Source organism: Niveispirillum fermenti (assembly GCF_048066175.1).
In the GTDB taxonomy this organism is placed as follows: domain Bacteria; phylum Pseudomonadota; class Alphaproteobacteria; order Azospirillales; family Azospirillaceae; genus Niveispirillum; species Niveispirillum fermenti.
Genome location: NZ_JBLTXA010000005.1, coordinates 1 through 18,678 on the forward strand (window position 1 = coordinate 1; position 18,678 = coordinate 18,678).

Annotated in this window: 11 protein-coding genes; 2 read left to right on the forward strand and 9 right to left on the reverse strand. The window is 67.5% G+C overall.

Annotated features, from left to right (window positions below):
• On the reverse strand, positions 1 to 198 hold a 198-nt coding region (locus ACM9LZ_RS06575; RefSeq protein WP_416618555.1), incomplete at its 3' end, for a hypothetical protein.
• On the opposite strand from ACM9LZ_RS06575, the gene ACM9LZ_RS06580 reads away from it, so the two are divergent.
• Positions 167 to 8,185: a beta strand repeat-containing protein gene (locus ACM9LZ_RS06580; RefSeq protein WP_416618556.1), complete on the forward strand. Its 8,019-nt coding sequence runs from the start codon at positions 167 to 169 to the stop codon at positions 8,183 to 8,185. The genes ACM9LZ_RS06575 and ACM9LZ_RS06580 overlap by 32 nt on opposite strands.
• Before the next feature lie 129 nt (positions 8,186 to 8,314).
• Here ACM9LZ_RS06580 and ccoP read toward each other — a convergent pair whose 3' ends face one another.
• Genes ccoP through ccoN form a run of 4 tightly spaced genes read right to left on the reverse strand, consistent with a single transcriptional unit; the run spans position 8,315 to position 11,591 of the window.
• Positions 8,315 to 9,184, reverse strand: coding sequence for a cytochrome-c oxidase, cbb3-type subunit III (gene ccoP / locus ACM9LZ_RS06585; RefSeq protein WP_416618557.1), 870 nt, complete (start codon positions 9,182 to 9,184; stop codon positions 8,315 to 8,317).
• Between the two features lie 4 nt (positions 9,185 to 9,188).
• Positions 9,189 to 9,356 (reverse strand): cbb3-type cytochrome oxidase subunit 3, encoded by a 168-nt coding sequence (locus ACM9LZ_RS06590; RefSeq protein WP_416618558.1) that lies wholly within the window; start codon positions 9,354 to 9,356, stop codon positions 9,189 to 9,191.
• 10 nt (positions 9,357 to 9,366) lie between these two features.
• A complete protein-coding gene (gene ccoO / locus ACM9LZ_RS06595) occupies positions 9,367 to 10,095 on the reverse strand; it encodes a cytochrome-c oxidase, cbb3-type subunit II (RefSeq protein WP_416618559.1) in 729 nt (242 codons plus the stop codon).
• A 14-nt stretch (positions 10,096 to 10,109) separates the two neighbouring features.
• Positions 10,110 to 11,591: a cytochrome-c oxidase, cbb3-type subunit I gene (ccoN, locus tag ACM9LZ_RS06600; RefSeq protein ID WP_416618560.1), complete on the reverse strand. Its 1,482-nt coding sequence runs from the start codon at positions 11,589 to 11,591 to the stop codon at positions 10,110 to 10,112.
• Positions 11,592 to 11,843: 252 nt separating this feature from the next.
• Between ccoN and ACM9LZ_RS06605 the strand changes: the two genes are divergently transcribed.
• On the forward strand, positions 11,844 to 12,341 hold the full coding sequence (locus tag ACM9LZ_RS06605; protein WP_416618561.1) for an arsenate reductase ArsC: 498 nt from the start codon (positions 11,844 to 11,846) through the stop codon (positions 12,339 to 12,341).
• Positions 12,342 to 12,472: 131 nt separating this feature from the next.
• Here ACM9LZ_RS06605 and ACM9LZ_RS06610 read toward each other — a convergent pair whose 3' ends face one another.
• From ACM9LZ_RS06610 to ACM9LZ_RS06625, 4 genes are all read right to left on the reverse strand, one after another.
• Positions 12,473 to 14,632, reverse strand: a complete 2,160-nt coding sequence (locus ACM9LZ_RS06610; protein WP_416618562.1) for a site-2 protease family protein — start codon at positions 14,630 to 14,632, stop codon at positions 12,473 to 12,475.
• Between the two features lie 5 nt (positions 14,633 to 14,637).
• Entirely contained in the window at positions 14,638 to 15,999 is a 1,362-nt protein-coding gene (locus tag ACM9LZ_RS06615; protein ID WP_416618563.1) for an efflux RND transporter periplasmic adaptor subunit, read from the reverse strand.
• Positions 15,996 to 16,799 (reverse strand): efflux RND transporter periplasmic adaptor subunit, encoded by an 804-nt coding sequence (locus ACM9LZ_RS06620; RefSeq protein WP_416618564.1) that lies wholly within the window; start codon positions 16,797 to 16,799, stop codon positions 15,996 to 15,998. The genes ACM9LZ_RS06615 and ACM9LZ_RS06620 overlap by 4 nt, the downstream gene beginning before the upstream one ends.
• Positions 16,800 to 16,913: 114 nt before the next feature.
• Positions 16,914 to 18,269 (reverse strand): META domain-containing protein, encoded by a 1,356-nt coding sequence (locus ACM9LZ_RS06625; protein WP_416618565.1) that lies wholly within the window; start codon positions 18,267 to 18,269, stop codon positions 16,914 to 16,916.
• Positions 18,270 to 18,678: the final 409 nt, after the last annotated feature.

An 18,678-nucleotide genomic window follows, 5' to 3' on the forward strand; every position in this document is an offset into this window, starting at 1 on the left:
TTTCGAGACCGCCACCAGCCATTCCATCACGGTCCAGGCCAGTGACGGGGTCGACACCAGCACCCAGACCTTCACCATCAACGTCACAAACGCTGCCCCGGCTACCCCGACCGACAGCGACAGTACCGCCAACAGCGTCGTCGAGGGTGCCGCCAACGGCACCGCCGTGGGCATCACGGCCAGTGCTACGGACGTCAATGGCGGTACTGTCACCTATAGCCTGACCGACGATGCCGGCGGGCGCTTCGCCATCGATGCCACAACCGGCGTCGTCACCGTCGCCGACGGCAGCAAGCTCGACCACCGGGCGGCCGCCAGCCACACCATCACGGTCCAGGCCAGTGACGGCACCGATACCAGCACCCAAACCTTTACCATCAACGTCACAAACGCACCGCCAAGCACCCCCACCGACGGCGACAGCTCTATCAACAGCATTGTGGAAGGGGCAGCCAATGGCACGGCCGTGGGCATCACGGCCAGTGCTACGGACGTCAATGGCGGCAGCGTCACCTACAGCCTGATCGACGATGCCGGCGGGCGCTTCGCGATCGACGCCACGACAGGTATCGTCACCGTCGCCGACGGCAGCAAGCTGGACTATGAGACCGCGACCAGCCACACCATCACGGTGCAGGCCAGCGACGGGATCGATACCAGCAGCCAGACCTTCACCATCAACGTCACCAATGTCGGCCCGGGCACGCCGACCGACAGCAACAATGCTGCCAACAGCGTCGTGGAAGGGGCGGCCAACGGCACCGCCGTCGGCATCACGGCCAGCGCCACCGACATCAATGGCGGCAGCATCACCTACAGCCTGACCGACAATGCCGGCGGGCGCTTCGCCATCGATGCCACAACCGGCGTCGTCACCGTCGCCGACGGCACGCTGCTGGATTTCGAGACCGCCACCAGCCATTCCATCACGGTCCAGGCCAGTGACGGCACCGACACCAGCACCCAGACCTTCACCATCAACGTCACGAACGCCGCGCCCGCCACGCCGACCGACAGCAACAATGACGCCAACAGCGTCGTCGAGGGTGCCACCAACGGCACCGCCGTGGGCATCACGGCCAGCACCACCGACGTCAATGGCGGTACTGTCACCTACAGCCTGACCGACGATGCCGGCGGACGCTTCGCCATCGATGCCACGACGGGTGTCGTCACCGTCGCCGACGGCACGCTGCTGGATTTCGAGACTGCCACCAGCCATTCCATCACGGTCCAGGCCAGTGACGGCACCGCCACCAGCAGCCAGACCTTCACCATCAACGTCACAAACGCCGCGCCCGCCACGCCGACCGACAGCAACAATGCCGCCAACAGCGTCGTCGAGGGTGCCACCAACGGCACCGCCGTGGGCATCACGGCCAGTGCTACGGACGTCAATGGCGGCAGCATCACCTACAGCCTGACCGACAATGCCGGCGGGCGCTTCGCCATCGATGCCACAACCGGCGTCGTCACCGTCGCCGACGCCACCAAGCTGGATTACGAGACCGCCACCAGCCACACCATCACGGTCCAGGCCAGCGACGGCACCGCCACCAGCAGCCAGACCTTCACCATCAACGTCACAAACGCACCCCCCGCTACCCCGACCGACAGTGACAGCGCGGTGAACAGGATGGCGGAGGGTGCCAGTGGTGGCACGGCCGTGGGCATCACGGCCAGTGCCACCGACGTCAATGGCGGCACCGTCACCTACAGCCTGCTCGACGATGCCGGCGGCCTGGTCCAGATCGATGCCAATACCGGCGTCGTCACGGTCAGGGATGGCATCAACTGGTCGCAAGGCATTGCCGGCGACAAGACCATCACCGTCCAGGCCAGCGATGGCGGCGGCGGGGTCAGCCAGCAGAACTTCACCTTCACCATCGCCCCCCGGACCACCAGCCCCACCAGCCCGACCCTGGCCCCGGGCAGCAATGCCGGCGTGCCGGATGTCGCCCGGCCGGGCCTGCTGCGCCTGACGGGCACAACGGAGGCGGGCGCCACCGTGACCCTCCTCCTCAACGGCAATGCCAGCGGCCTGACCACGGTGGCCGGCGCCGATGGGGTATACAGCTTCAGCTTCGATGCCAGCGCGTTGACCGGCAACCTGACCTTCAGCGCCACCGCCACGGGCAGTTCCGGTGTCCCCAGCACGCCCAGCGAAACCCGCATCATCACCCTGGACGGGACGTCGCCGACCATCGGGGGCGTGACGCTGATCGATAATCCCACCGCCGAGGCCACCAGCCTGACCTGGCGGATCAGCTTCTCCGAAGCGGTCTATGGCGTCACCGCCGCGGCTTTCGGCCTGATCACGACAGGCACGGCCAGCGGCAGCATCGGCAGCGTCACCATCATCGACAGCCAGACCATCGAGGTCACGGCCACCGGCCTGACCGGCGGCGGGACCGTATCCCTGAATGTCGGTGCCGCCGGCATCACCGACGGGGCGGGCAATGCGGTCGCAGCGCCGACAGCGGGCGCGCCCTTCAGCATCGGCCGGACCGCGATCGTGGCCGGCGGCTTGTCGCGCGATCTTGCCTATGTGGAGGATTCCGGCGCGCTTTCCCTGGCTGGCACCTTCCTGACGGCGGCACCGGCCAATGCTGTGCTGACAGCGGTCCTGACCCTGGCCAACCCGGCATTGGGCCGCATCGAAGGCGGTGGCAGCTACGACCCGGCGACCGGCGTCTGGACGGCGACCGGCACCATGGCCCAGATCAACGCGGCACTCGCGGCGGCCAGTTTCGTGGCCGTGGCCGACAATGACCTGTCGACCAGCGTCAGCCTGCTGATCACCGACAATATTGCCGGCAACGCACCGGTCACCGGCACCATCAACCTGACGGTCACCCCGGTGAATGATGCGCCGGTGGTTGGTGCGCCGATCGGTGACCATGCCGTGGCGGAAGGCGCCACCTTCACCCTGACGGTGCCGGCCTCGGCCTTCACCGACGTCGATACTGGCGATGTGCTGACCCTGTCGGCGACGCTGGCGGACGGTTCCGCCCTGCCATCCTGGCTGCGGTTCGACGCCGCCACGGGCAGTTTCACCGGCACGCCCGGTTTCCTTGATGCGGGGATAGTGCAGGTCACCGTCACGGCGACGGACAGGGCCGGGGCCAGCGCGGGCCAGACCTTCGTCCTGACTGTGACCGACGTCAACCAGGCCCCGGTGGCCGTGGATGATACCGGCACGGTCAACGAGACCGGTATCCTGAACGGCGCCAGCGTGCTGGACAATGATACCGACATCGATCCGGGCGATACCCGGACCGTCGTCGGCGTGAACGGCACCGCCGTGGTCGGGCAGTTCATCACCCTGGCGTCGGGCGCGCGGGTGCAGGTCAATGCCGACGGCACCTATGTCTATGATCCCAATGGCGCCTTCATTGCCCTGCCGGCGGGGGCGACGGGCACCGACAGCTTTACCTACACCATGGTCGACAAGGGGGGGCTGTCCTCCACCGGCACCGTCACCATCACCATCCTGGGCGAGAACAACGACCCGATCCTGCAGGCACCCAAGCAGGTGATCATCGCCAAGAATTCCGGCGCCATCGGCCTGTCCATCGAAAGGCCGGTCGATCCGGACGGCAATGCCCTGTCGGTCACCATCAGCGAACTGCCCAGCAATGGCCGCCTGCTGCGGGCCGACGGCACGGTGGTCAGCCTGGGCGATGTGCTGTCCGCCGCCGAACTGGCCGGGCTGGCCTTCCGGGTGGACCAGGGCTTCACCGGTGTGGCCGGGCGCGTCGCCTACAGCGTGTCCGACGGACAGAGCGAAATCGTCAGCCAGGTGGACATCACCATCGCCGAAGAGCAGATGGTCAGCATCGCCACCAAGCCCGGCACGGCATCGGTCCAGGCCGAGCCGACGGGTGACGGGCTGATCGCCTACAGTTTCGTCATCACCCGCAGCGCCGGCCAGGCACCGGCAACCGATGGCACCGTCTCCATCAACTGGCGGATCGATGCGGGCGGCGGCATCGACCGGTTCGATTTCGCCGGCGACGTGCTGCCGTCGGGCAGCGTGACCTTCAACCCCGGCGAATTCTCCAAGGAGATCACCATCCTGGTGCGGGCCGACACGCTGGAGGAGGGTGACGAGACCTTCACGGTGTCGCTGCACGGGCTGACCGCATCCGGCCTGGTGCTGCCGCCGCGGATCAACAATCCGTCCACGGCATCGGGCACCATCCTGGACAGCACGCGCGACCGCGTGCCGCCGGAGGTGACCGGCATCACGGCACCGGCCGCCGGCACCTATTTCCCCGGCGATATCGTTGAGATCAGCCTGACCTTCAGCGAGGTGGTCACCGTCAATGGCAGCCCGGCGCTGGACCTGCTGGTCGGGGACGCGGCACGCCAGGCCGTCTATGCCGGCGGGTCGGGCAGCAATGTGCTGACCTTCCGCTATGTGGTGGGCGATGGCGACGCGGACCGCGACGGCATTTCCGTCATCGACCGGATCGCCAATGCCGGCACCATCACGGACGCGGCCGGCAACGCCGCCCTGCCCGGCTTCAACCTGAACGGCGTCGATTTCGGCGGCGTGCTGGTCAATTATGTCCGCGGCCGGTCGGTTGACGGTTATATCAGCGGCGCCCAGGTCTTCGCCGACGCCAACGGCAATGGCGTGCTGGACCCGGGCGAGGTGGCGTCCACCACCGATGCGACGGGCAATTACGAGATCGCCGGCGGCGACGGCCCCTATGTCATGGTCGGCGGCACCGACATTTCCACCGGCCAGACATTCAACGGGGTCTATCTGGCGCCGGAACGGGCGACCGTCATCAATCCGCTGACCAGCGCCATCGTCGGGCTTGCGGGCTATCAGGCCGGCAATGCCGCCAATCTGGCGGCGGCGGCCCAGCTCAAGGCGGCTCTCGGCATCGCGCCTGGCCTGGACCTGATGAATGTCGATCCGCTGGACGCGGCCACGGCCGAGGGTGCGTCCCCCGATGCGGTGGCCCAGGCGGTCAACGCCCAGTCCGCGGCGGCAAAGATCGCCAACCTGATCGCGCAGGGCACCGCCGTGATGGACGGTGCCGCGGCGACGGCCCTGCCCACCGGGCAGGCGGGGCTGGCCATCCTGGCCTCGCTGGCCGACCGGATACGCGAACTGCCGGAAGGGGCCACGCTGGACCTGACCAGCAGCGCCACGCTGGCGGCCATCCTGCGCGGGGCCGCCGCCCGGCTGGGCGGCATCGACGCCGACAGGGTCAACGCCCTGTCGGAGGTGGCCGGCAGTATCATCGCCGCCGGCAACGCCAAGGTGGAGGCGGCCTCGGCCACGCCAGACCCGCTGGCCGCCCTGACGGCGATGGCCCGCGTGCAGGTGATCGTCCAGACAGAGGGCATCGCCGCCCTGCGTGACGGCGTGGCCGCGGGCAACCTGGATGCCGCCCTGGCGGCACTGACCGGGGCCAATCTGGACAATGCGGTGGCCGGCGCCGTGGTGGGCGTCATCGTGCCCACGCGGGTGTCGATCACGGCACTGGATGCCGTAAAGCCTGAAGGTGACAGCGGCACCACCGCCTTCACCTTCCAGGTCACCCGCAGCGGTGCCAATCTGGCCGCCGCCACGGTGGATTACCGCGTCAGCGGCAATGCCGGCCTGGACGCGGCCGATTTCGGCGGCGTCCTGCCCTTCGGCACGGTCCATTTCGCAGCCGGCGAGACCGTCAAGATCATCACGATCGAGGTCACCGGCGACAATACGGTGGAAGCAGACGAGCATTTCACCGTGGAGTTGCTGAACCCGTCGCCCGGCATGGACATTCAGGGCGTGCGGGCCGGCGGCACCATCCTGAACGATGATCCGGCGACACCGCGCATGCTGGTGCCGCAGGATGCCGCGATCCTGTCGAGCGGCAGCAGCCGTGTCACGGGCATCACCGTGCAGGCCGCCCGCGGCGGGAATGTCACCGTCACCCTGGCCGCCATCGGCGGGGCCATCCTGCTGATCGGGCCGGCAAGCCAGAGCTTCGGCGACGGCACCGTCACGCTGACGGGCAGCCTGGCCGATGTGAATGCCACCCTGGCCGGGCTGTATTTCACGCCCGCCGCCGGCAGCACCGCCGGTTCGTTGAGCATCACTGCGGGCAATGCCGGCAGCGGACCCAGCGACACTCGCACCGTCGCGCTGCGCGTCGCGGCCCCACCGGAAAATGTGCTGCCCGTCAGCCCGACCGTGGTCGCCGGCATCACCGACGAGATCATCGGTATCGGCGTGATCGACACCGACAGCCCGACCCTGACCGTCACCTTGACCCCGACCGATGGTGTAGTCAGCCTGACCGCCTTTGGCGACGTGACCGTGACACATGGTGCCAACGGTGTGCTGGTGGTATCCGGGTCCACCGCCGCCGTTCAGCAATCGCTGGCCAGCGTGGAGTTCACCGGCCTCGCCGGCCGGCCGACCGCCACGCTGCGGATGGATACCGACGACCATGACCCCATCACGCCGAACGACAGCGACCTGATCACCATCCAGGTGCTGCAGCCGCCGGTCACCAATCTGCCGGATGCCGCCACCGTGCTGCGCGGCACCGCGACCCGGATCGACGGTATCGGGGTTGCCGACGCGGACAGCGACCAACTGTCCGTCACGCTGACACCGACCGGGGGTTCGGTGGCGGTGACGCTGGCCGGCGGGACGGTGCTGACCCAGGTCAGCGACGCGGTGATCCGCCTGACCGGCAGCGTGGCCGACCTGAACGCCACGCTGGCGACGCTGATGTTCACCGCCGGCGGGGACGCGGCCACGGCACAGCTTCGGGTGCAGACATCCGACATGGATCCCCGCACGGCCGACAGCGACCGGACACTCACCATCCAGACCATCGAGGATGTGCTGCGCCTGCCGGCGGGGGGGGCCACGCTCAGCGTCGATCGCTATGCGACGATCATCGGCAATGCCGGGACCGACGTGATCACCTTCGCCCGGCCGGGCGGCACGACCATGGCCGTGATGGATCTGGAAACGCTGATCGGCAGCAGCGCACATGATGTCGTCACCGGCATCGGTGCGCAGGGCATGACCATGACGGTGGCGATGCTGGAAAGCCTGACCGGCACGCCCGGCACCGACGTGATCCATCTGGGCGGCGTCGGCAACACCATCTGGCTGCAGGGTATCGAAACCCTGGTCGGCAGCCGCACCAGGGACCATGTCACGCTGGGCGATGGCGGCAACGACATCACCGTGTCCGCCCTGGAAACCCTGATCGGCGGGGCCGGACTGGACCGCGTCACCCTGGCGGGCGGTGCCACCATCTCCGTGGAGGGGATCGAAAGCCTGATCGGCGGGGCGGGCACCAACTTCGTCTTCACCGGGACGGCCGGCGGCACCCTGACGGCCCAGGGTATCGACGTGCTGGTCGGCGGCAGCGGGCATGACGCGCTGCGGCTGGGTGACGGCGGCAACAGCCTGCTGGTGCGCGGTGTGGAGGATATCCAGGGCGGCGCCGGCCTGGATATCGTCACCATCGGCAATTCCGGTGCGACCATGACGGTCGCCGGGGTCGAGACGCTGGTCGGCGGGGCCTCCAAGGATGTGATCGGCCTGGGCAACCAGGGCAATACCATCCAGGTCAGCAATATCGAGACCCTGACCGGCGGGGCGGGCGCGGATGTCGTCACCGTCACGGGCACCAAGGCCATCCGTTTCGAAGGCGGGGCCGGGGCCGACCATATCACCCTGGGCACCAGCAACGCCGCCGACCAGATCGTCTATCGCGACCTGGGCGATGGCGGGGCGGCAGGGGCGAATACCGGCTTCGATCACATCGCCAACTTCCAGACGGCGAGCGACACGCTGGCATTGATCGGCAACCTGCGTTCCATGCTGGACCGCAACGGCGACGGTCTGGTCCAGGGGGCGGAACGGGGGACCGGCCAGATCGACCTGGCCACCGATGAGGTGGTGCGGCTGACGACGGTGACGGACAATCTTGCCGACGCCAGCCTGGCCTCCATCCGTGCCGCCATCGGCACCCTGCAGAACCAGCAGGTGGGCGGCAGCGTGCTGGTGCTGGCCGGCGACAATGCCAACAATACCGGCATCTACATGGTGACCAAGACCAGCGAGAGCCAGGATGTCGCCGCCAGCGAGATCCGGCTGCTGGGCGTGGTTTCCAACGCCCGGCTGAGTACGGGCAACGTCACCTTCGCATAGTGGCATCGGTCGGACATTTTGACCGGTGCCACGGCGGCGACTGCCGGCACCTGGGGCCTTGCACAACAAAACACCCGCCCGGATGGCTCCGGGCGGGTGAGTCGGGTGGGGGCAAAGGGGTTCGGGGGGTTATTGCCCGCCACCGAGGGCGTGAACATAGGTCGCCAGCACCTTGACCGTGGCCGGGTCAAGCCGTTCGATCCAGGCCGGCATGCTGCCGCGTCTGGCATTTGTGATGCTTTCGATGACCGTGGGCCGGTCGCCGCCATAGAGCCAGATGCCGTCCGACAGGCGCGGTGCGCCCACCTCGTGCATGCCCTCACCCCGCTCGCCATGGCAGGCGGCGCAATTGTCGGCATAGATCGCGGCCCCGCGGCCGATGGCGGCAGCGTCGCCCCCGTTGCCCGACAGCGACAGGACGAAATCGGCCGTATCGGCGATCTGCTCCTTGGTGAGAATGCCGTCAGCGCCGAAACGCGGCATGTCGGCGAAGCGGCTGTTGTCGTTGGCGTTGCGGATGCCATAGGTGATGGTCTGCAGGATCTGGTCCGGCGTGCCGCCCCAGATCCAGTCATCGTCGGCCAGGGTGGGGAAGCCCACGGCCCCCGCCCCGCCGGCCCCATGGCAACCGGCGCAATTGTCCGCGAAGGCGACCCGCCCCGCCGCCTGGACATAGCCCATCAGCGCCGGGTCCCGGCGGATGCTCTCGATATCCAGTGCCAGTATCTGCTCGCGCGTGCCGGCCTGCGCCTCCTTCTGGGCGGCCAGGGTGTCCGCCACCTCCGCCCGCCGGGTCCAGCCCGAGGTGCCTTCGAAATGGCCGGTCAGGCTGGGCCAGGACGGGAAGACAAGCGTATAGGCGAGGCCCCAGACGATGGTGGCATAGAAGGTGTAGAGCCACCATTTGGGCAGCGGCGTGTTCAGTTCCTTGATGCCGTCCCACTCATGGCCCGTCGTTTCCGTGCCCGTGGTGGCGTCCTTCTCGATCTTGCTGGGCATGGTGTCACCTTTCATCGCCGGCCGGGCCGGCACCGTCATTCAGCGGGATCATGGCATCGGCCTCGAACCGGCGCTTCGCCCCGGGGCGGAAGGCCCAGATGACGATGCCCATGAACAGGACCAGGAACCAGACGACCCAGAGCTGTTTCAGCAGGGGAAGAAATTGTTCCATGACCGCCCCCTCACTGCTTCAGGTCGTCGGGATTGATCTGCGTGAAATCGACCAGCGTGCCCAGCATCTGGAGATAGGCGACCAGGGCGTCCATCTCCGTCACCTCGTTCGGCTTGCCGTCGAAATCGCCCAGATGCGCCTTGGGATAGCGGGCCAGGAAGGCGTCTGTATCCTCGTCCGGCAGGGCGCCGGCCTGGATGCGCAGGTCCTTCACGGCATTGGCGACCATTTCGTCCGTATAGGGCACGCCCACCGTGCGGTTGGCCTGCAGGTGACGGTCCATGTCATCGAACGTCAGCGGCCGGTTCAGGAACGGATAGGCCGGCATGATCGATTCCGGCACCAGCGCCCGCGGATCGTTCAGGTGGGCCACATGCCAGTCGTTGGAATATTTGCCGCCGACACGGGCCAGATCGGGGCCCGTGCGCTTGGAACCCCACTGGAACGGATGATCGTACATGCTTTCCGCGGCCAGGGAGTAATGACCGTAGCGCTCAACCTCGTCCTTGAAGGTGCGTATCTGCTGGCTGTGGCAGGTATAGCAGCCTTCGCGGATATAGATGTTGCGGCCGGCCAGTTCCAGCGGGCTGTAGGGGCGCACCCCGTCGACACGCTCGATGGTGGTTTCCACCGTGAACAGCGGCACGATCTGCACCAGACCACCGATCGACACGGTGATCAGGGTCAGCACCGCCATCAGGATGACGTTCTTTTCGATGATCGCGTGGGAGAATTTCATGGTGGCGCCCCTCCTTACTCGGCCGCCACGGCCGCGGGCCGGGCCACCGGCTCCAGGGCCGGGGCGCTGCGCACGGTGCGGATCAGGTTGTAGGCCATGATGATGGCGCCCGTCAGGAACAGCAGGCCGCCGATGCCGCGGATGATGTAGTAGGGGTGCATGGCCGCGACCGTTTCCACGAACGAATACTGGAGGAACCCGTATTCGTCATAGGCGCGCCACATCAGGCCCTGCATGATGCCGCTGACCCACATGGCCGTGATGTAGAAGACGATGCCGACCGTGGCCGTCCAGAAATGCCACTCCACCAGCCGCTGCGAATAGAGGCGCTGACGCTTCCACAGGACCGGCACCAGATAGTAGATCATGCCGAAGCAGATGAAGGCGACCCAGCCCAGGGCGCCGGAATGCACATGCCCGATGGTCCAGTCGGTATAGTGCGACAGGCCGTTGACCGCCTTCACCGACATGACGGGCCCCTCGAAGGTGCTCATCCCGTAGAAGCCGACGGCCGTGACGGAGAAGCGCAGCGACGGGTCGGTGCGCAGCTTGTCCCAGGCACCCGACAGGGTCATGATGCCGTTGATCATGCCGCCCCAGCTCGGCATCCACAGGATGACCGAGAAGACCATGCCCAGCGTCTGCGTCCAGTCGGGCAGTGCCGTATAGTGCAGGTGGTGCGGGCCGGCCCAGATATAGAGGAAGATCAGCGCCCAGAAATGGATGATCGACAGCCGGTAGCTGTAGATCGGGCGGTTGGCGGCCTTGGGGATGAAATAATACATCATGCCCAGGAAGCCGGCCGTCAGGAAGAAGCCCACGGCATTGTGCCCGTACCACCATTGGATCATGGCGTCCTGCACGCCCGACCAGGCGATATAGCTCTTCGTGCCCGTGAAGCTGACCGGAACGGTCAGGTTGTTCACGACATGCAGCATCGCAATGGTGATGATGAAGGCCAGATAGAACCAGTTGGCCACATAGATGTGCGGCTCGCGGCGGCGGATGACGGTGCCGACAAACACGATCAGGTAGATGACCCAGACCAGCGTCAGCCACAGGTCCACATACCATTCCGGCTCGGCATATTCCTTGCCCTGGGTGATGCCCATGAGATAGCCGGTGGCCGCCATCACGATGAAAAGCTGGTAGCCGAAAAAGATGAACCAGCTCCATTCGCGCCCGCCGAACAGGGGCACGCGGCAGGTGCGCTGCACGACATAGAGCGACGAGCCGATCAGCGCGTTGCCGCCGAACGCGAAGATGGCCGCCGACGTGTGCAGCGGCCGCAGCCGCCCGAACGTCGTCCATTCCAGCCCCAGGTTCAGGGACGGAAAGGCCAGCTGGAACGCGATATAGACACCCGCGGCGAACGCCGCGATGCCCCAGAACATGGCGGCAACGACGAAGGCGCGGATGACATCCTCGTCATACGCCTCGACGGGCGTGGCCGCGGCCGAACCCCCATGTGCCCCGTGGGCGATTGCTACACCCATGACAAACCCCCGGTGTCAGCGGAATATTCCTGGATGGGGCGGGCCTTTGCCCTGTCCCCGACGCTGCCTTCATGGGCCTGCCGGCGGGAGGATGCATTGATATGCGTCAAACCGGGGGCCAGCGGGCGCCGCCGCCCCGCCCCGGTAGCGAACCGTCACATGAACGACACGCAGCGGACGCAGGGATGTAACCGGCGGCGCGGATACTCCCCCGCACCCTCCCTTCTTCCCCGCCGCAAGGGTTATCCCACGATGACGCCTGATCATCCGTTCAAGGTGCTGTTCGTCTGCCGCCGCAATGCCTCACGCAGCCTCATGGCCGAAGGGCTGCTGCGCAAATGGGGGATGGGCCGGTTCGAAACCTTCTCCGCCGGGCCCGACCCGCGTGAGATGGCGGACCCGATCACCCTGGACCTGCTGGAAAAGGTCGGGATCGAGACCGACACCCTGCGCCCCAAGCACTGGGACCTGTTCACCGGTCCCGAGGCGCCGGCACTGGACTTCGTCTTCTTCGTCTGCGAGGAGGCGGCGGCCAGGCCGGCCCCGCTTTGGAACGGCAACCCGATGCAGGCCACCTGGCGCTTTCCCGACCCGCTGGCCCTGGAAGGGTCGGAAACGGAGCGCCGTGCCCTGCTGAACCTGGTGTTCGGCATGGTGGAACGCCGGGTGAAGATTTTCTGCGCGCTGCCCGACCATCGCCTGGCCCGCCTGACGGCGCTGGAAGCATCCGACATCGCCCTGGCGGGGTGAACCCCATCGGGCGGACGGGAAGCAGGTGCCGATCGCACCCGTGCCCGTCACGCCGCGGTATCATACCATCGTCAGAATGTTCGACCGATGGGCATGACGGCGTCCGCCGCCGTACCGAATTGCCAACGGTATCAGAAGCCGCTTTCCCGGCGCAGGACGGCAATGGCGCCGGTCAGCAACCGGCCGGCGATGCTTTGGCGCTGCGCGTCGATATGGACCTGACCGCGCAACACCATGGCGGGGACGCCGTTGCCGGTCACGGTCAGCAGCACACGATAGACGGCCTGTTCAGGAACGGGGCCGCGCTGGGGATCGGGCAGGGCCGCGATGCCGCCGCCCTGGAGGGATGCCAGTTCGGCCACGGGCGCCAGCCGGGTCGTCGCCGCCGTGGCAATGGTGTCCAGCCGGAGCGAAAGCCGCGCCCTGTCCCCGGCCTCGGCAATGAAATGCGCTTCGGCGCCCACCTCCAGCCGCTTCAGATCGCGCTCCCCGACATAGGCTTCCACGACGGCACCGCCCGGCATCACCAGCGTGCCCAGCCATTCGCCGGCCGCCACCCATTCCCCCGATGCCAGCGGATGCGACATGTCGGCCAGCACACCGTCGAACGGGGCGGTGATGGTCAGCCGTTCCTTTTCCAGCAGCAGGGCGGCGCGCTTTTCCAGCGCTGCGGCGTAATCCTCCCGCACCACCCGCAGGCTGGCGGCGGATGCCCGGTCCAGCACCAGGAAACTATTCTGCCAGCGCAGGCGCAGCAATTCCCGGTCGACATTGGCCAGCCGGTGGTCCAGCAGGGGATCGACCAGCCGGAACAGCGGCTCACCCGCCTGCACCGCCCCGCCCGCCGCCGGCAATTGCGCAAGCTGGGCGCCCGCGGGGGCATAGAACTGATTCTGCTGTGCGGCGCGCAACAGGGCCGGCGCCCGCACCGTGCCGCCCCAGGGCAACAGCAGCAGGCCCAGCCCAAGCGCCACGAGAAGCCCGGTGCGCAAGGTCGCGGCGTTCCAGCGCAACGTGGTGCGACGCTTGGACCATTCCTTCATTTCCTTCCAGACCGGCATCCCGATGAACCATGCAAGCTCGATGATGAAGAGAAAAATGCCCAGCAGCTTGAAGAAGAAGTGATAGACCAGCAGGGCGATGCCCAGGAACAGGAAGAAGCGGTAAATCCAGGTGCCATAGGCATAAAGCGTCAGCAACCGTTCCAGCCGCGGGGGCAGCACCTCCGGCTTCTCCTCCCCCAGCCCGAACAAGGCCTCCCGCAGGCGCCAGCGGCCCAGGGCAAAGGAACGATCCTGCAGGTTGGCCACGTCCAGCAGGTCGGACAGCAGGAAATAGCCGTCGAACCGCATGAACGGGTTGGTGTTGACAGCCAGCGTCAGCAGCCAGGTGGTGGTCGCCACCATGAACGCGGCGCTGCGCAGCATGCCGTCGGGCAAAAAGCTCCAGGCCAGCGTGGCATAGCAGGCCAGGGCCAGTTCGCTGGCCATGCCGGCGGCACCGATGGCCAGACGCTGTTGCCGGCCGCGCAGTTTCCAGGCCGCCGAGGTGTCCGTGTACAGCACGGGAAACATCACCAGCAGCGCTACCCCCATGCTGGACACGCGGCAACCATAGCGCTTGGCCGTGAAGGCATGACCCAGTTCGTGCAGCACCTTGGTGAAGGACAGGGTCAGCGCGGCGATGGCCGCCCCCTCCAGGGTGAAGAAATGCATGAAGGTGGATGTGAAACTGTCCCATTGCCGCCCGGCCAGGATCAGGCCGACCAGCCCGGCCAGCAGGGTCAGCCAGAAAAAGCCCCGTGTATAGACGAAGGCGACATGCGGCAGCGCCTTTTCCAGCCAGGGATCGGGCCGTACCAGCGGGATGCGCACGAACAGATAATTCTTCAGCAGCCACTTGGACCAGCCCATACGCTGGGCGCCGCGCTGTTCCACCAGCCGGCCGATCGCATCGGGCCCGCGCACCTGCAACAGGTTGGCGCCGGCCAGAAACTTGGCAAACTGTTCCACATCCTCGACATCCACATCCAGGGTGGTCGCCTCGGCCACGGCGGCCGCCACGGCATTGGCCTCGCCCAGGTCCCAGCGGGCCAGCATCTCCATCTCGGGCCAGCCGATCTGGAAGAAGCGGTTGCGGGCCGGGTCCTCCAGCGTCCAGCGCGGCGCGCCATACCGGTCCGGCGGGGCCTGATGCAGGTGCAGTTCCTCCCGCAGGGCAGGCAGCGGAACGGGACGGGGGCCCGCATCGGCGTCCTGCTGCTGGCCGGGCATGGCGAGCGCGATGGCCATGTCAGTCACCAGCCCAGCCAGAGCCGCAGGGCCGCCAGCGGCCGGCGCAGCAGATAAAGCGCCAGCACCGTGCGCCGCCCCTCCAGCTTGGCCGTGCCGCGCAACCCGACGCGCAGCCTTTGCTTGTCGTCTGCGCTATCGGCAATGAAACGGCCCGTCAGGCGATAGGCCATGGTCCCTTCCGGGGTGGGGGCCGCGCGGTATCCGGCACGCAGCAGCGTGGCCGACAGCGGCGCCGCAGGGTCGATATTGAGAAAGAAGGAGATGCGGGCCCCTGGCTCCAGGGTGATGGCGTCCCCGACGCCCAGATGGATCTCCAGTTCGACCGCCGCCGGATCGGCCACGGTCAGGATGCGCTCGCCCAGCGAAACGGGCCGCCCGGCCCAGTCGTCGGGATTGTCATAGATGGCGATGCCGGCCTTGGGCGCCGTCAGCCGGCCGCGACCGAGCGTCTCTTCCAGGAATGCGGCCTCCGCCACCGCCTGTTCCCGGCGTGATGCCAGGATGGCCAGGCTGGCCTTGGCCCTTTCGTCGAACACGGCCTGCTGCTGCGCCTGGCGCTGTTCGGCGTCGGCCACGGCCAGCGCCTGACGCGCCACCTCCAGCCGGCTTTCCAGTTCGCGCGCATCCATCTGCACGAGCGGCTGGCCCTCCGTCACGGGCTCGTTCGGCTGCACCAGGATGCCCTCGACCACCCCGGCGATGGGCGCACGCAGCACGGCCGGATGCAGGGGCACGATCTCTGCCGGGGCCAGCACGGACTGGCGCACGGGGAACAGCAGCAGCAGCAGGGCCGCACCCGCGATCATGGCCAGACGCTTCCTGTCCTTGATCCAGCGCCACCGCCGCGCCGTGCGGCGCGTCAGCGCGTGCCAGGCATGGCCATAGGCATCGCCCAGCAGGTCCAGCAACTGCCGGTCCGGCTCCATGAACGGCTCGTCGCGGGCCAGCAGCAACAGGCCGACAGGCTTCGCCTGCTCCCCACCAGCCGGCGGAAACAGGGGCAGCAGCAGCGCATGGGCCGGCAGGTGTTCAGCCCAGGCCGCCCCCTCCTCCGCGGGCAGGTCGTCGGCGTCCAGCAGCCGCGGACCGCGCTTGGCGTCAACCACCCATTGCGCCATAAGGCGCCCCAGCCAGCGGTTGAAGGGCGCATCCTCGTCCGGAATGGCCAGCCCCGACATGGCCTGGATACCGCCGGTATCGGCCCGCCACAGCACGGCCTGGCGATAGGGCACCAGGGCATGCGTCTCGTTCACCATCAGGAAGGCCAGCTCGGCCGCCGTCGCCGCAGCACGCACCCGGCGTTCCATCTGCACCAGCCCGGCCAGCGCCGTAAGCTGGCGGTCCCGGGGGTCCGTGGCTGTCATGGCGTTCCACCCGCACCGGGCGGGCGCAGGGCAACCGATCCGCTCATGCCGGGCCGCAGGGCCATCACATCGCCCTTGATGCGGCCATAGACGCGCACGGACTGGCTGACGGGATCGACCTGGCCCGACAGCCGCGTCACCTCCGCCTCATGGACGCCCCCCGTCTCGTCCACCTTCAAACGGAAGGCATGGCCGGGCTTCAGCCAGGCGATCCAGGCCGACGGCACGATCATTTCCACATCGAAGGCGCCGGCATCATAGATGGCGACCAGCGGCGCTCCTTCCGCCGCGAAGGCGTAGCGCTGGGCTTCCACCCCGGCCATGCGGCCATCATAGGGGGCCGCGATGACACAGCGGCGAACCATCACGTCGGCCAGGGCCAGTTCGGCCTTGGCTTCCGCCTCGGCACTTTCGGCGGTCGCGAGTTCCAGCATGCTGATGGAGTTGAGCTGGTCCAGCTTGCCCGACACCTCCCGCCGGCGGGCGGCAGCCTGGGCGGCGGCGGCGGCCTGGTCGCGCCGGGCGCGCTGGGCGGCGCAATCGAACACGATCAGCCGGTCGCCGCGGCGGAAGGCCTCGCCATCGCGGAACGGCAGTTCCAGGATCTTGCCGCCCATCTCCGCCGACAGGACAGCATGATGGCGCGGCCTGACCTGGGCCCTGATTTCCGCCGGTGTGGACAGCGATTCCAGGCCCGGCGCCGGTGGCGATGTCTGCGCCAAGACCGGGCCGGCGGCCATCGCAAGGGCACCGGTGAAAACGCGGATAAGGATGGAAAGGCCGGATGGACGGCGCTGCACTATGGCGTTCCCCTGTTCCTGCAACGATATGACGGCGCCTTTATAGCACCACAACGTTGAATGGCATCCATCTCCGATGCCGCATGGACACCGATTTATGAGGGTCCGCTGGCATCAGGGGGCGATGGCGCGCAGCACGATCTCGACATCGTCCGGGCCGGTCAGGGTCAGGGTCCCGTCCTCGTCCATACCATGGCGCTCGACAGCACCCAGCGCCGACAGGAAGGCCTGTTCGCGGTGCATGATGTCCGGCAGACAGGCCATCATGGTGCCGGCCATGGACCGGCCATTGATGGACAGTCCGTCTGCATCGGCGCGGTATCGCGACAGGAAGCGGTTGCAGCCGGACCGGCCCGCCACCGTGCCATCCGGCATGAAAGTGATGGTCAGGCTTTCCGGCTGTGCCAGGGCCTCGCCATTCAGGCTGGTCACCCGCCATTCCCCGCGCTGCAGCACGGCCACCGTGTCACCGCCGCAACCGTCATAGCGCTGTTCGCCTTTGACCACGGCCACCTTGTCGGGGAACGGCACGCCGCTGCGCCGGTCCAGGCACAGGCCGGGTGTCACTGTCACCTTCAGATCGACATCGCCCAGCCGCGCGGCATAACGGTAGCCGTCGGCCAGCAATTGCCGCTCGGGCAGGTGAATGCGGGCGATCTCCGTCGTTTCGGCACCGATGCGCACAAGCTGCAGACGATCCCCCGCGATGCGCAGGGTCCAGGCCGGGCCATAGCCGTGCGCCTCATAGCTGGAACCGTCCCCCTCATCCTCGCCGATCATCTGCAGGCAGCGCGGATAGACGGTGTCGCCCAGGGTCAGCCGCGCCTCCCGCCCCTTGTTCCAGAATTCCAGCGGCTGGCCCGCGGCATCGCCGGTATAGCGGGCGCCGGAAGCCGAGAGGGACTGGGTCAGGCGATGGGTGGCGCCGTCCAAATGCAGTTCCATGGCATCGCCCGCGAACCGCGCCGTCACCTCATGCTCCCCGCACTGGAAGCCGATGGCCGGGGCCGCTGCGGTATCCGCCTCCTCCATGGACACACGGGTCAGCATCAGCACGCCCAGATTGGCCAGCGTCTCGCCCGGATCGATGACATGCGCGCTCTGGATGGACCAGAGCGGACGGCCGCGCTCATCATGGATCACGGCGCGCACCGCATAGCGCCGTCCCGCCTTCAGACTGACGGCCGCCGCCGTCAGGCGGAAGCGCAGCGGCACCTGCTGCCCGGCCAGATCGATGCGCTGCCGGGCCAGGGTGGGGGCATCGGGATCGGCCTGGTCCGGTTCGGTCAGCGTCACCAGAAGGGTGGCACCCGGCGGCAGGGCGATCCGCTCGCGATAAGTCAATTCGCCGATGATGGTGATCAACGGGCGCGCGACCGAGGAAGTCGGGGTCTGGGCGACGGCCGGGTCGAAACAGGATGGAAGCAGGATCAGCCCCGCCATCAGCCACCAGCGAACCCGCCGAACCATACGCGCCCCATCTTCCGCCCGAGACGATCCGCACCTGCGCGGGTGCCGATCATGCATTTATCCGGGGCCGCCTGCCAATCACGAAATGCGGGACGGGGCCGGTGGCGGAGGGCTGGCGGGGCGTCTGACCGGCTGGCGGTTGCCGGGATTTGCGGCTTTGTATCTGAATACGTATGCGTCGCAACGCAGCAATATTCTGCATACGTATTTTCGCGCTCTCCGTTTTTCTGCAATGAAACTAAATTCGGTTGTGCAGCGGGGCCATGAGGAACAAGGGCTGGCCCTGGCGCTGCCGGCGATGGCGCCGGCGATCGGCCAAAGGGTGTGGATGGTGCCACGGGTACACCGCCCCGGTCGGGTCGCCTGCGTCCGCCCGTCTTGGTTGTTGTGTTTTCCGCGGGTTTGGATC

Excerpts from the sequence above, each read along its gene's own strand:
- ACM9LZ_RS06610 (WP_416618562.1), bottom strand. The coding sequence starts at position 14,632 with ATGGCCATCGCGCTCGCCATGCCCGGCCAGCAGCAGGACGCCGATGCG.
- ACM9LZ_RS06615 (WP_416618563.1), bottom strand. The coding sequence starts at position 15,999 with ATGACAGCCACGGACCCCCGGGACCGCCAGCTTACGGCGCTGGCCGGG.
- ACM9LZ_RS06605 (WP_416618561.1), top strand. The coding sequence starts at position 11,844 with ATGACGCCTGATCATCCGTTCAAGGTGCTGTTCGTCTGCCGCCGCAAT.
- ACM9LZ_RS06590 (WP_416618558.1), bottom strand. The coding sequence starts at position 9,356 with ATGGAACAATTTCTTCCCCTGCTGAAACAGCTCTGGGTCGTCTGGTTC.
- ccoP (WP_416618557.1), bottom strand. The coding sequence starts at position 9,184 with ATGCCCAGCAAGATCGAGAAGGACGCCACCACGGGCACGGAAACGACG.
- ccoO (WP_416618559.1), bottom strand. The coding sequence starts at position 10,095 with ATGAAATTCTCCCACGCGATCATCGAAAAGAACGTCATCCTGATGGCG.
- ACM9LZ_RS06625 (WP_416618565.1), bottom strand. The coding sequence starts at position 18,269 with ATGGTTCGGCGGGTTCGCTGGTGGCTGATGGCGGGGCTGATCCTGCTT.
- ccoN (WP_416618560.1), bottom strand. The coding sequence starts at position 11,591 with ATGGGTGTAGCAATCGCCCACGGGGCACATGGGGGTTCGGCCGCGGCC.